Below are 14960 nucleotides of genomic sequence, written 5' to 3'. Positions count from 1 at the left end.
ATAATCTTATACTCTATTTTCCAACATTATATAAAGAGTTTACATCAGTCCCATTAGCTTTGTAATAATCCAAAATCCCCCAATATATTGCCTTTGCTGCTTCTTGGCGCCACTGGTCAGACTCTAATTTTTTTTTGTCTTCTACATTATCTATGAACGCTAACTCCACTAGTGCTGCAGGCATTTCATTTTCACGTAAAACATGGAGGTTTCCTTTTTTTACGCCTCTATCATATAGATCCCAAGCTTCTATCAATCTTTTTTGAACATACTCAGCTAATAGTTTACTTTGTTGAACGTAAGGGTTTGTTGCTGCTGCACTATAGTAAAAGGTCTCTGTACCATTTGCCTTCGTATTAAAAGCATTTGTATGAATACTAACGAATACATTGCCATTCCATCGTTTCGCAAGCGCTACTCTTTCAAAAAGCTCAAGTCTACTATTATCTTCTCTAGTTAATTTTATATTAAATGGTGTTTGTAAGAAATAATCCTTGACCTTTAAGGCTACATCAAGCGTTACAGTACTTTCATATAGTTTACCACCAATCGAACCTGGGTCATTACCACCATGCCCCGCATCTATTACAATAGTTTGGGATCTAAGAAAACTCTCAAGGGTTGTTTCACTATTCTCGACTATAAGGAGATCCTTGTGTACAAAACCTTCTATATCTAATCCCCTAATTAGTAGCCAATCTCCAAATTCATACAATATTTCAACCTCGACATCTTTAGGGAGTTTTCCAATAACTGGATAAGTAAGTAGTGGACCTGTTCTTACATTTATTTCAGAAACCTTTACAGTCGCCTCCTTCATAGCCGACGCCTTATAATTTAGGGTAAACTTCGGATTTATTGACCTAGCTAAAAACACCGAAAAGTCAGAGCGTTTCATTGGTGCTTTCTCACCGAAACTACCATCCTTCATTCCTTCAGCAATACCTTTAGACATCAGGACCTTAACTGCTGCTTGTGTCGTTTTAGCATCATATCCAAAAGCTCTGCTTATAAGAAGTGCCATTTCTCCTCTAGTTACAATGTTATTAGGCTTAAACTTTCCATCTGGATAACCATTAATGATTTTATCTGCTGTTGCAGAACTTATATACCCTGATGCGAAATTTGACATACCCACATCAGGAAAAGAAGTAGCTCTTTTTGTACCATCAAAGCTTAGTGATCTACCAAACATAGCAGCTGCTTCTGCTCTAGTTACAAATCGATCCGGAAGAAAATACCCGTTTGAACCTGAAACTATCTTTCCACTAGCAAGGTATGTCACTTCAGTATACACACGATGGTTTGCTGGTAAATCTATGAAGGAAGGAACAGAAACGGTTTCCTGGCTGCCTTTATCTACTGAAGTTATCTCGTCTATCACTGTTTCTTCACTTTCAGATTCGGGTTGAACCTGTTTTTCTTGAACAACTTCATCTCCTTGTTCAATTGTTTCTTCCGCAATTGATATACCACTGGAAAAAGACAGGAAAATAATCGTAAGTAATATAACGTAACATGAGCTTTTCATCCCTTTTCTCCCTCCCACTATTAAACTCTTATACTATTCTATCATTAGATATCAAATTACGGAATGTGTCGAAGAAGCTATTTTTTTATATTATCATGCCAAATTTTGTTAGGATTATAATCCCAAATTAGAAGTTCAGAACTTAAACCATGACATCTCCAAAAAACGCAAAAAAACCCAACTCCAATAAACAGAGTCAGGTTTTGTAAAATTAGTTCATTATTAGTTTACAAACTTAACAAATTGCAAGAATTTATCAAGTATTTTCGCCATTTGGTCACGTTTTGTAGTTGCTTCAGGACCGAATGAACCGTTTGAGAATCCACTCATAATATCTGCTTGCATGACTGCTTCAACTGCTTCTTTTGAAGAAGCACCTACTTTAGTATAGTCTGTTAAGTCTGTTAATTTTTTATTATTTAAACCACTTAAGTCAGCATTTACATATGTCATAGCACGTGAAATCATGATAGCTGCATCAGCACGAGTAATTTTATTACCAGGATAGAATTTACCATCTTCTCTACCTTTAATGATACCAGCTTCTACTGCAGCTGCAATTTCACCATTTTTATTGATAGCTTGATTACTAGATACATCATCAAATGTAACTGCTGCTGCATCAGTTGCCACTAAACCTAAGCTACGTGAGATAAGAGCCGCAAATTCACCACGTGTAATGTCTGCACTTGGGTCATATGAAGTTTCAGTTTTACCATTGATAATATATTTAGAAGCTAATTTCTCAATATGCGTTTCAGCCCAGTTTTTTCCACCGTCAACATCTGTGAATGTTTTTTCGTTTTCTACAATTACATATTTAGAGTTTGTTAAAGACTTAACTGTAGCCGTTTTGCCATCAAATAGAGTTGGAACAGCTGAGAAAGTACCGTTGTCATTTAATTTAACAGCAACTGATGAAGTTGATTTAAATGCAGTGCTAGATACGATATCGCGTTCAACGTATTGTGTAAAACGAGAAATTTCTTGAGTATCTTTTCCATCAACTGAACTTGCAGTTACTTTAAATTCAAGTACTTTAGAAGCTAATTTTAAGTTATTTTTAGCAACAGTATCTTTTGTTACACTCTCATCTACAACATTAACAGAGATTGAAATTTCAAGATCATCTGCATTTGAAAGACCAAGATCTTTAGCTAATTTAGCTACATCAATTTGGTTTACTGGAAGCTTGTATGAACCATCTTTAGTAGATACTTCTACTGAAGCATTTTTGTTTTTCTTAAATGCTTCAGAGAAAAGACCAGCAGGTACTTGCGCTTTAGCAGTTTCCCCGGCAGCTACTTCTTCTAAAACAAAAGAAACTACAGAGTTTTGCGTAGTAATTTGATTTACTACTTCAGCAACTTTTTCCTTTGGAAGCTTTGTAATTACTTGATCCTCTTCCTTAACTACTTCTGTAGGTGTAGTTGGGGCCGGAGTATAACCACCACCACCAATATCTCCACCACCTGTTCCAGGACGAGTAGGAGCATCTAGATTGGTAAACGCATTTAAAAGAACAGTCTTAACTGCACCGCTAGGATCAATCTTTGTTTGAAGTTCGTCTTTAATAGTAAAAATACTTGGTGCATCAATTGTTGATGTTAAAGCATTGTATTCTTCTTCAAATCCATAATTTTTTGCAAGTAATAACGCTTCTAATAAAATTAGATAAAATTCTGTAGAAGATAGAGAAACGACATCTTCATCTGAAAGAAGGTCAAATAATTGTAATTCGACTTCAGCAATATAGTTTAATAATGAAGTAGAAGTTACTGTTGATCCAAATACCTCTTGAACTTTACTGTTAGTATATTCCGCTTGGAAAGCTTCTACATTATTACTAAGTTCTTCAGAAGTTGCAGAGTAAATTACATTTGCAATAGCTTTCGCAACAGCTACTTTATCTCCTAAATCAACTGAATCATTATTAACAACTACGTCATCTAAAATGTCTTCCCATTCTTTTTGCGTCATTGCATCTAGTGCAACTCTAGCATCTAATAGAACGTCTTTATCATCATCACTTAAAGTATCATAAATAGCCTCAAAACGTTCTACTAATTGATCAACTGAACTGTATTGAGTTTGAGTAGCAGCATTAACTTCCTGCGGCGCCATAACACCAGTTGTTACAAGCGGAGTAAATGCGATTGATGCTGCTAATAAAGCTTGAATAGTTTTCTTGCTAAATGGGTAATTTTTCATATTTGTTATCCTCTCTATCTTTTATCGATTAATTATGACTATTTTCACAAAAAAATAGTAGGTATATAGTATGTACCGATTCAACTTATATACGAATGACCTATTATTAATAGTAATCTATTATTATTCTAATATCAACTAATATGTAAAAAAAGTAAAAAAAAAACAGTTTCTTGTCGATTCAATTATGGTAAAATTTCAAAAGAAGTAGTTTTTGTTTTGAGAGGGGATCCATAAGTAATGAAAAAATGGAAGATTATTTTACCTATACTAGTATTTATTTTACTTGCTTCTGCTGGTACTATTTATTATTTCTTTGAGATGAAAGAGTATGACGTTGCTGATGAACAGGTAAAAGAAATTACAGAGACTGAATACACAATTAATTTACCTATCGAAGAGGTAGAAGATGAGATTAATTCTGATGAAGAAGATAGTATAGACAAAATACAGGATGATAATAGTATTGAAAATAATTACAATGAAACTGACTCTAATCGAGATTCTGTAACAGACACTGGTTCATCCGACTCTGATACAAACACTGATAAAAAGAATGTTAAAAACGGTACAACTCAAGAAAAGACGTCTACTTCGACTGAACAACCTAAAGTGAACGAAGTAACAGTAGCTTCAATTAAGAAAAAATACAGACCAACATTTGAAGACCTTGCATCACAAGCAGATTCAAAAATTAACAACCTATTAAGCCGAGCAATTAGTGAATACAATGAAAAGAATAATAATGGCGAAGATGTTTCATTCGGTTATTTTTATTCTAAATATAATGATGCCGGAAAGTCATTAGAGGAAAAAACAGATGTTGCATTTGAAATTGCCTACGAGGCTCTTGAAAATGATTTAGTAAAGAACGGCTTTAGTGCATCCCACGCAAAGGAATTCCGTGAAGCGTATGAACAAGAAAAATCTAAGAGACGTTCTGCCTTGTTAAAAAAAGCAATGGAGCGTCTTTAGAATTCGAACCTGCTACTTAGTGGCAGGTTCTTTCATATATATTCGACAATTATTGTGTTAAGCCAGTGAATATATAGTAAAATATTAAGTAAATGATAATTCTATTTATTAAAACATGAAAGGGGTTTTTAATTTTGTTACGATTTTTACTAAACATCTCTTTAATTATTGCTATTACTCTTTCTTTCACTTTACTAGACCCTGTGACGGCCTCTACCGCTACACAAAAAATTCTAGTAAGTGAAAAGCCTAAAAGTGGTGATGAACACGTCCCACTTAATACTGAAATCACCTTTAAATTCAATGAAGATATCAAAAATTTTCACCGGGATAAAATTAAGCTTTATGTAAGAGATATATACAGTAGTTTTGTAGAAGTTGCCATTAAAGAAATAAATGTAGATGGCAAAACTGTTACGATTATTCCTAAAGACCAATTGATTTTCAATCGTCAATATAAAATCGAAGTTGATAGTTACACATTCGAATTAACTAATGGCTATTATCCTTCTAGAATATCAAACACTTTTAAAACTTCTTATATGAGTTTCTATGATTTAATGGTCGTAGAAAAAGCGAAGTTAGCTACACTTTTAAACACCTATTCTAACCGACAGTTAATTGTTTCAGCACCAGAAAAATATATTGAGGAATTAAAAATCAATCATAAAAAGCAAGGGAAAATAGAAGATGATCCAACGCAATCCATAACTGAATCTCTTACAAATATTGATATATTTCTAAAAGACACTGATATTTCACGAATCAAAGTTGATATTCTTAATAATAACAAAGTTATTCAATCCAGGAATGCAAAAAAATATACTGAAAAGAACCAAACCTTCTATACATTAAGTTTTGGAGGACTTCCTTCTAATTTTGACGTCAAAATTAGTGTGATTGGAAGCGATTATTACACAAAGGATGAACTTATTGCCAAGGTTGCTTCTGGAGATAAACTTTTTACTGAAGTGAAGGAGAAATACACTTACATAACAGCTGGTAAATCATTTACATTATATGAACTCCTGACGGACGACAAAAAGTTTAATGCACTACTTCAAGAAAATAACCTACGGAAAATAATGGTCCAGGTAGCGAGATGATGAGAAGCAGGCTACGAAATATTAGTATAGTTGTTACATTGTTAAGTATCTTAGTAGTTAACTCCATCTCTTCTAAAGCAGGCGCCGAAGTAAGTTGGACAGAAAAAACAATAAACGATACGAATAAAATGTGGACCATTTATTTTAATCAGCCGGTAAGAATAGAAACTGTTTCATCAAATTCTATCTTTGTTATAGATGAAACTAATAAACGGGTCCAAACAAACATAAAAGTATCAAGCGATCAAAAAAGTTTAATGGTTAGTCCAAAATCTTCCTATAAAACCGGTAAAAAGTACTGGTTATATATTGATAAATCCGTCAGATCTTCGAAAAATAGAGATACACTTCAACAAAGCTTATGGATGCCATTTGTGATTGCATCAAGTAAGGATACTGACTCCTTGAGAAATGAGAAAAAAGTAGAACAACCATCAAAATCAAACCTAAAAGTGTCATTTGAAAAAACACAATTCTTTACCAATATCAAAGTAATTGCAGATCCCTCTGTCACTAAAATTATTTTAGGCAGGAGCAGTATGCAATATAACGGGAATAATTCATTCACTCTCGCAATTGCCGGTATAAATAAAGGAGATAATCTACTATTTAAAGCTTATGATGGGGACAATTCTCTTCTTTTTAAAGAAACTGTAAAAATGGAATAGGAGGAATTCTAATTGATTAAGAAAATGGCAATAAGCACCTTAATCTTCTCCCTTATTACCATAAATTTAATTCTATGGCCTTATTTATATAAACAATCGAACGGTTCTGATACAGAAAGCAGTAAGGTATCTGTTATTAAAGAAACAAAAACGGCAGAAGATACTGAACCTGGTGAAGCTGAAATAGACAGCGAATTGCTTCCACCTTTAAATGAAACAAATAGTAATCTTGAAGGTAATAAAAACGATCTAGAATCTGAGGATATATTTAAGGTAGTAGATATAAAATAGCACTGCGGATATTTATAAATCATATTAGATGAATCGGTGCATTAGAATTACACATCAAAAAACTACCTATACCTGTTAGCGGCAAGGTAGTTTTTGCTTACTAGTTATTCTGTTACTACAATTAAATCTTCTATAACCATTGAATCAAATACGTATATATCAACTGTTTCATTTATAGCGGAGCCAGGGGCAAAAGTTACCTCATATACTCCATCGGCCACCTCCGAGAAATCTCGTAGTGTTGGAGTGTCCCCAACAGTATAAAATTCATCTCTTAGTCCAACTGTAAAGTCTCCTGCTTCTAAACCAATGACAGGATCACCAGCGCGATCATTTACCGTAACCGTAATGGTTGCTGTTAGGTCACCATTGTTTACAACTGTTGCTGTACTATTGTCAAACGATGGGCTTATCTCATTAATAATTGATCTATATAAGAATAGTCCAAAGTCTCCTCTGTTTACCGTACCAGTTGGATTATATTCTCCCTCAAGATTACCGATTGTAATACCGTGTTGATACAACGTCCTTACGTCCTCTTTGTGCTTATCAGATACTTTATCTAGATCAACAAGGTCTACTGGTTCCCCTTCAATTGGCTCTAATCCAAAGGCTCTTACTATTACAGAAGCCATTTGTTCACGAGTTAGAGTATCTCCAATTCCAAAAGTACCATTTGTATTCCCTTCAAATATGCCTTCTGATTTCATAGCTGAAACGGCTTCAAAATAGCGTTCATTTTTCACATCAGGAAACGCTGTTGTCGCATCGCCTGTTGCCGGAAACCATCCTGTATTAAAGAACATTAAAGCTGCTTGTCCCCTCGTTAAAGTAACATCAGGTCGGTAAGTGCCATCTTCAAAGCCATTTATCACTCCAAACTGGTATAAACTCCAAATTGCTGCATATTTTTCTTCTGTAAGATTCTCAATATCTGTAAATGGCACATCTACTGCTAAATCAGCATCTTCATCGACAGGAGTTGTCTCATCATCCACTGCAGGTTCATCAACAGGTGTCGTACCGTCGTCCACTGCAGGTTCATCAACAGGTGTCGTACCATCGTCCACTGCAGGTTCATCAACAGGTGTCGTACCATCGTCCACTGCAGGTTCATCAACAGGTGTCGTACCGTCGTCCACTGTAGGTTCATCCACAGGTGTCGTACCGTCGTCCACTGTAGGTTCATCAACAGGTGTCGTACCATCTACCGATGATATTTCAGCTTCACTAGCACCTGTTCCTTCTGCAGAAGCTTTATTTACTCCGGTTAATCCTAATGCAGGGGTAAACGCAAAAGTAGTCACTAACATTGAGCCCACCATTACCTTTACAGTCGCATTTCTAAGGTTAGGGAATTTTTGCTTGATATAACTTTTTACACTTTCATCTAATTCCTGTTCAGCTATTTTATTATCAGAGCCAAGTTCTTTTGAGAACTCCGTTACCCCTTGATCTAAATATAAAACTAAAATGTCTCTATTACCTACCTTATTAAGTTCATGTCGCTTAATGTTGTACATTTAGTTCACCTCACATTTTTAGTAACGGTATTAAAGTATCCAATCTGTTGCTCGATTATGTATTGAGTAAAGAAAAGCGCAGGGCGCCCGCCTATCGGCGACAAGCATAAGACGAGCCCTGACTGAAGGCGTTTTTTGCCTTCGGGAAGGGATTGGCTTATACCATAGAGCCGGGTGGCGCCCGGAGCTAGACACTAAAACAAGTTAAAAGTCTTTATCCTTTCTTATCTTTTTAAAATATCAACATAACCTACCAAACCTAACGTCGAAGAATATCGAATGGATATTACCTAAAATTAAAATACATTTCCTTCTTATACCTTTCATCCCCATGGAAACTATATCCAGAAAGTGTTACAATATTTTAAGTGTTGTTATTTTATTATCTATTTTCGTATAAACCCCCTTCACCACGTCAACAATGGTGCTATGGAGGTGTAATTACATGATTAAGAATATCCTGTTTATTGGAATCATAGTAGAAATCATCCTATTTTCTTTAATTATTTGGAATAAGGAAACACCCAAACCCGTAACAAGTGCACCTGTCAAACAAACGGCTGGATTCGAAACGAAGACTGTGCCAAATTCCTTTGTTTCACAAGTCACAGATGATCAACAGGTCGTCCCTGCGGGCAACACTTCTACTTCCTTACCTAATATTAAGTTGAAGTACCAATCACAGTTCAAATTGTTAGAACAAGAAACACAAGATAAATTATTTGAGCTGGCAGTATCCGCTTATGACGATTACATTCAAGGTGACCAAGACATTGTCAGTTTGTTATCGATGACTAAATACGCTAAGGAGTTAAAGGCACTTGAACAGGTTACCGATGATGCCTTTTACATGCTATATGATGAATTAGAAAAAGAACTAGTATACAACGGTTACGCAACTTCAGATGCCTCTGAATTCAAGACCGAATATGAAGCAAAAAAAGAGAGCCAAGTGAAGGAACTAATCAAAATGGCAACATCTGAAATAAGTGGTTTTTAAGAACAATTAACGGTGTCAAGTAGAGAATATCCCGATCGTTTCAAACTATTGGATATAAAAATGATGATGCCTTACACTTATTGCTGTGCAGGCATCACGTTTTTATTTTACTAGTATAGTGTCCTCACCGTTATCATTATCGTTTTCGTTTTCGTCTTCGTCTTCTTTGTTGCTTAAATGATCAGTAAGATTTCTTCGGATTGTCCTATCCTGTGGGTCAATCCAGAAGCAAAATTTGTATGGTGGTGAAAAACGCCCCGCACAAAGTGTTGTTTTCTTAAGTTGTTCTTGGATTGTGTAAAAAGATACTGGGACGATTAATTCTGCATAATTGCCAAATACGATTAACGTTTTGTCATTTTCTAGTGGGTATACATCTTTAATATGATGGACAATAATCCATATACATTGATTATGTGATGGAGACAATGTTGGGAATGCATAGATATGCTCTTGAGGTTTGACAGGGATGGGTACTCTTTGTGAAAATCTCGTAAAATAAATAACTGCTTGTCTCCTACCATCATACGAAGCACCACCATGTATACATGATACCTCCATAATTTGCATCGGAGTCTTACTACTATAGAAAACACCATCAATTGCTTTAATTTTAGTCCGATACCTCATGTGATTGACCGGAATTAAAGCTATCGTCTTTTCTGAAATAATATACTCATTTACCTCCTTCATGAGTACCTCCCTATTCATATGTTATTTGCTAGCAGCTGCTGTAATTATTATAATAGTTCGAAGTGCCTAAATAATGTGACTATTGTCTCAAAAACCGAGTTACTTGTGTCGAGATTGTGACATTTTTAGCGAAATTTGATAAATAATATATCCTATGTCAAGTTTCCCTTTATAGATATTTGATGAAAGACTTGATTCTATGAGCAATACTGCAATGTGGGGGTTATATTTTTTTACAGCGGTCATTGAGACTTAACCTGAACTATTTTTTAAAGTCATAGCGTTTATACACTCTTGGTATGGTTAATAATCATTGTAAAGGAGAGAATCTTGATGATTGAACTCGACTATCGTTTGTTGTTCGGTGATGATAAACAATTACATCTTGCATTTTTCCTACTATCCTCTATTGCCGTAGGTTTAATTGTTCTTTTTGTGACACCTCTTGCGTATGGAAAAAGGAACTTAAGCTATGTATGGTTTACGTTAGTTAGTATTGGATTAATTGAAGAATATAGACAGTTCTATCTCCCTAATCGAAGTGCGGAATTTCTAGATGCATTGACAAATATGATAGGTGCGACGGTTGGAATAGTATTTCTGCAAGTGATCTTATCTTTGATTCCACACCTAAATAAAAGTAATTCATCCGAAATAATTAAAATACTTATTGTCCTATTGATCGTCCCTTCATTTATTGGTTTATGGTTTATTAATCAAGAACCGTTTATAGACATTAATTTTACTATGCCCATAAATATAACTGATTTCATTTCTTTTCGTAAATTTCAGTTGGTAAATTAGTACTTTTACCATTTTTTAATCGACATAAAGTTAGTTGGAAGCTGACAAAATATCTATGTCTTCTATGAAAAGAAGGTGAGGTAATGAAAATTAATCCGATAAGGAGTGTTATTATGGGTATTTTAAGTGGTAATCCAAAAGAAGAGCCAATGCACTATGGTGAAGTTTTTGCTGTTTGGTCACATCTATTAGCAGCAAAAAGCATGGTCGCTGGTTATCAAACACTGCATAACCATGCAGGTGATGACGATTTAAAAAAACTCATTTTAGATATTTTGGAAAATGGTATTAAACCTGAAATCCAAGAGCTTGAAACAGTATTAAAAGATAACGGAGTGGCACTTCCTCCCGCTCCACCTGAACGTCCGGATGCTTGTGTTGATCACATCCCTCCAGGAGCTCGGATTAATGATCCGGAAATTGCAGCAACGATAGCGGCTGACAATGCGGCAGGACTTGTAGGATGTAGTAAAGTTATGGGCCAAGCGATCCGCGAAGACATTGCTGCTATGTTTGGTCAGTTCCATATGAAAAAAGCACAATATGGCTTACGCATTTTACGGATGAATAAAGAAAAAGGCTGGTTAATTCCCCCACCATTACATTTAAATACAGCTGATCACTGCTAATATTTATAAAGGGTATCCCTATGTTCATTATGGGATATCCTTTTTATTTTAATAAATACCAAGAAAGCGAGAGGAAAAACATGGGTAAATGATCTTTTTAGACCATGTTAATCATGTAATGATTGCACTAGAAAACGTTTTTAATTTTGACAATGACTTGACCAAATAGCTAAAACCTACGTTTTGAATGCAACGCTAATGATTTTAAATTTAAAAAATAGTGCTAGGAACCAAGTCCTAACACCATTATTAGCTTATATTGTTTTAATTGTTATCACTTTCGTCTTCGTCTTCGTCGTCACCATTTTTCTTTTTCTTTGATTCTCTTTCTTCCTTTTCACGCGCTTTCTCTTCTGCCTTTTCACGTGCTTCTTCTTCTTTTTCTTCAGCCTTTTCACGTGCTTCCTCTGCTTCTTCTTCAGCCTTTTCACGCGCTTTCTCTTCTTCTTCTTCAGCTTTTTCACGTGCTTCCTCTGCTTCTTCTTCAGCTTTCTCACGTGCCTTCTCTGTTTCTTCTTTAGCCTTTTCACGCGCTTCCTCTGAATCTTCTTCAGTCTTTTGACGTGCCTTATCTTCATTTACAGATTTATTTTGTGTTTTTTCTACAACTTTTTCATTTTTCTTTGCTTCTTTTTCTAAGGCTTTTTCAGTCTTTTTCTCTACCTTCTCTATAGCTTTTGTAACTTCTTTATTTACTTCTGTTAACGTTTCTTCTTTTTCTTCTGTGTATTCTAATTCAAGCTCAACCTTTTCTTTTGTTGCTTCTTCCTCTGTTATCTCACCATCAGCAAGATCTTGCTCAATTTCTGCTAAATCCTCTAAGTATTCTTCTTCCTCTTCCTTAAGTTCTTTCACGTTTTCAGCAAGCTTTTTGGTTGCTTTTTCAATATTCTTCGCTAGGGCTTCTTTTGCTCGTGGATTTTGAATTTTTTCCATCGCTGCTGTTAGTGCAATGATGTTCTGTGATAATTTCATTTCTAACTCAGTCATTTCCACATCCGTGGTAATTTCTGAATCTACTACTGCAACATCGTCTTGAGTAGTTGTCGTTTCAGTATCTTCACTTGTATCTGTTTCTTCACCTAAATCATAGGCAGCTTCTATTTGGGCAATCGCTAATTCTAATGTATCTTTTGCAAGCCCTTCTTCACCTTTTGCAAATAGTGCTTCAGCTTCTTTGATACGATCTTCTGCTAAGCTTGCTAAAAGTTGGGCTTTTTCTGTATCTCCGAAAGTCAGAGCTAATTTAATTTTTTCAGTGAATGTTTTAAAAAAGTAAAAGAAATCACCTGGTAATAGTGCTATATCTTCAGTTTCAATATTTGTAGAACCCTCTACTTCAGCTTTAACATCTTCTACAACTACACTATCTGTTTCAGTTGACTCAGTTACAGATGTTTCATTTGTAGTTTCTGTTACAGCTTGTCCATCCGTACCAACAGTTGTTTCACTAGTTTCTTCAACTACTGTTTGCTCCGGTGCTATAGTAGTCGTTGTATCTTCATTAGCAAATGCTTGACCTGCACCTATTGAGAATGCGAAAATTGCAGCTATAGAACTTGTTGCTAGTACATTTTTAATCTTTTTATCAAATAACATTTTAAAATTCCTCCTTATTTTTTATCAGCTACTAAATGTATTCGTGCCATACTGTTCTTTTCTGTCGCTATTAAGGAAACTTTCTTCAGTGGGGGTCTTATGGCCGGTAATGCCGGATAAAATAAAAATATTCTTGCAATCTATTAAAAAATAAATAGATTGCAAGAATACAGGAAATAACATCTAACCGTTATTCCTCATTCTGTAGCAACCCAGCCGCCATTGTGATTTCACTTTAGGCCCGTGGCTTTGCGTCACCGTTTTTCAACGATTTTGCCTTTGTTCAAATGGGACAATACATTTTCTATTATTGTACAGAAAATTTTGTCGAATAGATATGAGTAAATTTTACTAAAAATTTAAAAGAATACTCGCTGATTGGTTAGCGTGAGTGGCGAAGACAGGGGCGTAGTTGCAATTATGCATTCAGAATTTGTGGATATAATTTCTGATTAGCCAAAAAAAGAGCATCAGACATGTGCCTGACACCCTTTTTACCTTTAAAGAGACTTACTATCAAGATCTACTTTCACATCACGATTTTTCTTCTGATGTAAGTAATATCCAATCGAAAGAAGTACTAGCCACGGAACACCCACAAGCAATGTCATTTTAAAGAATGAGACAAACCAAGTTGTGAATAGTAGGCTTAGCATGAGAAGTGCCCCTAGTAATGTTAAATATGGATAGCCCCACATACGAACGGCAAGTTTCTCGCCTTTGTACTTTTTACGGAAAAAATAGTGGGTTACGAAGATCATAAACCATGTGAACATCGCACCAAACATGGAGATCCCCATCATTAATAAATAAGCTTGGTCTGGAACAATTGCATAGATAGCTGCAGCAATCGCAATCCCAAATGTTGAAAGGATCAAGGAGAATACAGGGACGTTCTTTTTGTTTAATTTTCCAAATCGAGCTGGAGCATAGCCTGCTCTAGATAATGAGAACATCATTCGTGTTGTAATATATAATTGGCTATTCATCGCTGATAATGCCGCAACTAAGACGACAAAATTCATAATTCCCGCTGCACCAGGTATGTTCATGATTTCAATTACTTTTACAAATGGGCTTTTTTCAATACCTGCTCCAGCCCATGGCACAATTGCAAGCATTAGTATTAATGTCAGAAGATAGAAAAGGATTAGACGAAATACAGTTGCTTTTAACGCTTTAGGTACTGCAGTCTGCGGATCCTTTGCTTCACCAGCTGTAACCGCTATCATTTCAATACTTAAGTAACTAAACAGGGCAATAACAACCGCAACCCACATTCCTGACCAGCCATTTGGTAAAAAGCCACCATCATTTACATAGTTTTGGAAACCAATTTCAGGATTACTTCCTCCAAACACAACATAAGTTCCGATTAAAATGAACCCAACAATCGCAACAATTTTAATCATTGAAAACCAATACTCAACAGATCCAAATAGGTTAACACTTGTCGCATTTACATAAATTAAAATCGCTGAAAAAATAAGAATCCAGACAGTACCAGGGACGGCGGGGAACCAATAGGACATATAAACAGCTACCGCTGTTACTTCAACCCCAACTGCCGCAACGATACAAGCCCAATAGGAATAGCGGACAACATATCCTGCTAAGGGATGAATATAGTGTTCAGCAAATGCTCCAAATGAACCTGATGTAGGGTGAGCCACTGTCATCTCAGCTAAGCAGCCCATAAGTAGTAAAGCAATAAGTGCCCCAATTGCATAACTGATAATAACACTTGGGCCTGCCTGACCGATTGCAAATCCACTACCTAAAAACAACCCCGTTCCAATTGCCCCACCAATTGCAATCATTGAAATTTGCCCAGTGGTTAACCCTTTGTTGAGACCTTTTTCACGGTCTACAATTTGTTGAAAGCTTCCATTTTGTTTCATACACTTCCTCCTTTTTTACTGTGACGGGC

Annotated in this window: 13 protein-coding genes and 1 riboswitch; of the genes, 7 read left to right on the top strand and 6 right to left on the bottom strand. The window is 35.5% G+C overall.

From position 1 onward, the window contains the following. Window positions 1-13: 13 nt before the first annotated feature. Window positions 14-1531, bottom strand: a complete 1518-nt coding sequence (locus PY093_RS04855; protein WP_275644748.1) for an N-acetylmuramoyl-L-alanine amidase — start codon at window positions 1529-1531, stop codon at window positions 14-16. 222 nt (window positions 1532-1753) lie between these two features. Further along, a complete protein-coding gene (locus PY093_RS04850) occupies window positions 1754-3742 on the bottom strand; it encodes an S-layer homology domain-containing protein (protein WP_275644747.1) in 1989 nt (662 codons plus the stop codon). Window positions 3743-3982: 240 nt separating this feature from the next. On the opposite strand from PY093_RS04850, the gene PY093_RS04845 reads away from it, so the two are divergent. The 4 genes from PY093_RS04845 (at window position 3983) to PY093_RS04830 (ending at window position 6782) form a co-directional block, all read left to right on the top strand. Further along, window positions 3983-4717, top strand: coding sequence for a hypothetical protein (locus PY093_RS04845; protein WP_275644746.1), 735 nt, complete (start codon window positions 3983-3985; stop codon window positions 4715-4717). Between the two features lie 134 nt (window positions 4718-4851). After that, window positions 4852-5823 carry an Ig-like domain-containing domain gene (locus tag PY093_RS04840; RefSeq protein ID WP_275644745.1) on the top strand — a complete coding sequence of 324 codons (972 nt, stop codon included), beginning with the start codon at window positions 4852-4854 and terminating at the stop codon, window positions 5821-5823. Continuing rightward, window positions 5823-6491 carry an Ig-like domain-containing protein gene (locus PY093_RS04835; protein ID WP_275644744.1) on the top strand — a complete coding sequence of 223 codons (669 nt, stop codon included), beginning with the start codon at window positions 5823-5825 and terminating at the stop codon, window positions 6489-6491. Before PY093_RS04840 ends, PY093_RS04835 begins: the two co-directional genes overlap by 1 nt. A 12-nt stretch (window positions 6492-6503) precedes the next feature. Continuing rightward, window positions 6504-6782, top strand: coding sequence for a hypothetical protein (locus PY093_RS04830; RefSeq protein WP_275644743.1), 279 nt, complete (start codon window positions 6504-6506; stop codon window positions 6780-6782). A 104-nt stretch (window positions 6783-6886) separates the two neighbouring features. Here the strand turns inward: PY093_RS04830 and PY093_RS04825 are convergent, their stop codons facing one another. Further along, on the bottom strand, window positions 6887-8305 hold the full coding sequence (locus tag PY093_RS04825; RefSeq protein WP_275644742.1) for an S-layer homology domain-containing protein: 1419 nt from the start codon (window positions 8303-8305) through the stop codon (window positions 6887-6889). Window positions 8306-8750: 445 nt separating this feature from the next. On the opposite strand from PY093_RS04825, the gene PY093_RS04820 reads away from it, so the two are divergent. Continuing rightward, window positions 8751-9305 carry a hypothetical protein gene (locus tag PY093_RS04820; RefSeq protein WP_275644741.1) on the top strand — a complete coding sequence of 185 codons (555 nt, stop codon included), beginning with the start codon at window positions 8751-8753 and terminating at the stop codon, window positions 9303-9305. 102 nt (window positions 9306-9407) lie between these two features. On the opposite strand, the gene PY093_RS04815 is transcribed toward PY093_RS04820, so the two are convergent. Then, window positions 9408-9998 (bottom strand): competence protein ComK, encoded by a 591-nt coding sequence (locus PY093_RS04815; protein ID WP_275644740.1) that lies wholly within the window; start codon window positions 9996-9998, stop codon window positions 9408-9410. Between the two features lie 333 nt (window positions 9999-10331). On the opposite strand from PY093_RS04815, the gene PY093_RS04810 reads away from it, so the two are divergent. Together PY093_RS04810 and PY093_RS04805 are read left to right on the top strand one after the other, a co-directional pair. Continuing rightward, window positions 10332-10802, top strand: a complete 471-nt coding sequence (locus PY093_RS04810) for a VanZ family protein (RefSeq protein WP_275644739.1) — start codon at window positions 10332-10334, stop codon at window positions 10800-10802. 113 nt (window positions 10803-10915) lie between these two features. Next, the gene (locus PY093_RS04805) at window positions 10916-11431 is read left to right on the top strand and encodes a DUF3231 family protein (protein ID WP_275644812.1); all 516 of its coding nucleotides are present in this window, start codon (window positions 10916-10918) and stop codon (window positions 11429-11431) included. 264 nt (window positions 11432-11695) lie between these two features. Here the strand turns inward: PY093_RS04805 and PY093_RS04800 are convergent, their stop codons facing one another. Further along, on the bottom strand, window positions 11696-13030 hold the full coding sequence (locus PY093_RS04800; RefSeq protein WP_275644738.1) for a DUF5667 domain-containing protein: 1335 nt from the start codon (window positions 13028-13030) through the stop codon (window positions 11696-11698). A gap of 203 nt (window positions 13031-13233) precedes the next feature. Next, window positions 13234-13318: riboswitch (cyclic di-GMP riboswitch) on the bottom strand. A gap of 212 nt (window positions 13319-13530) precedes the next feature. After that, window positions 13531-14931: an amino acid permease gene (locus PY093_RS04795; RefSeq protein WP_275644737.1), complete on the bottom strand. Its 1401-nt coding sequence runs from the start codon at window positions 14929-14931 to the stop codon at window positions 13531-13533. Window positions 14932-14960 lie beyond the last annotated feature (29 nt).

This window comes from Cytobacillus sp. S13-E01, assembly GCF_029193815.1.
GTDB lineage: Bacteria > Bacillota > Bacilli > Bacillales > Bacillaceae_L > Bacillus_BV.
Note: the sequence above shows the minus strand (reverse complement) of the source record. Positions and strands in the feature narration are given on the sequence as shown.

Excerpts from the sequence above, each read along its gene's own strand:
- PY093_RS04855 (WP_275644748.1), bottom strand. The coding sequence starts at position 1,531 with ATGAAAAGCTCATGTTACGTTATATTACTTACGATTATTTTCCTGTCT.
- PY093_RS04850 (WP_275644747.1), bottom strand. The coding sequence starts at position 3,742 with ATGAAAAATTACCCATTTAGCAAGAAAACTATTCAAGCTTTATTAGCA.
- PY093_RS04845 (WP_275644746.1), top strand. The coding sequence starts at position 3,983 with ATGAAAAAATGGAAGATTATTTTACCTATACTAGTATTTATTTTACTT.
- PY093_RS04835 (WP_275644744.1), top strand. The coding sequence starts at position 5,823 with ATGAGAAGCAGGCTACGAAATATTAGTATAGTTGTTACATTGTTAAGT.
- PY093_RS04825 (WP_275644742.1), bottom strand. The coding sequence starts at position 8,305 with ATGTACAACATTAAGCGACATGAACTTAATAAGGTAGGTAATAGAGAC.
- PY093_RS04820 (WP_275644741.1), top strand. The coding sequence starts at position 8,751 with ATGATTAAGAATATCCTGTTTATTGGAATCATAGTAGAAATCATCCTA.
- PY093_RS04815 (WP_275644740.1), bottom strand. The coding sequence starts at position 9,998 with ATGAAGGAGGTAAATGAGTATATTATTTCAGAAAAGACGATAGCTTTA.
- PY093_RS04810 (WP_275644739.1), top strand. The coding sequence starts at position 10,332 with ATGATTGAACTCGACTATCGTTTGTTGTTCGGTGATGATAAACAATTA.
- PY093_RS04805 (WP_275644812.1), top strand. The coding sequence starts at position 10,916 with ATGGGTATTTTAAGTGGTAATCCAAAAGAAGAGCCAATGCACTATGGT.
- PY093_RS04800 (WP_275644738.1), bottom strand. The coding sequence starts at position 13,030 with ATGTTATTTGATAAAAAGATTAAAAATGTACTAGCAACAAGTTCTATA.
- PY093_RS04795 (WP_275644737.1), bottom strand. The coding sequence starts at position 14,931 with ATGAAACAAAATGGAAGCTTTCAACAAATTGTAGACCGTGAAAAAGGT.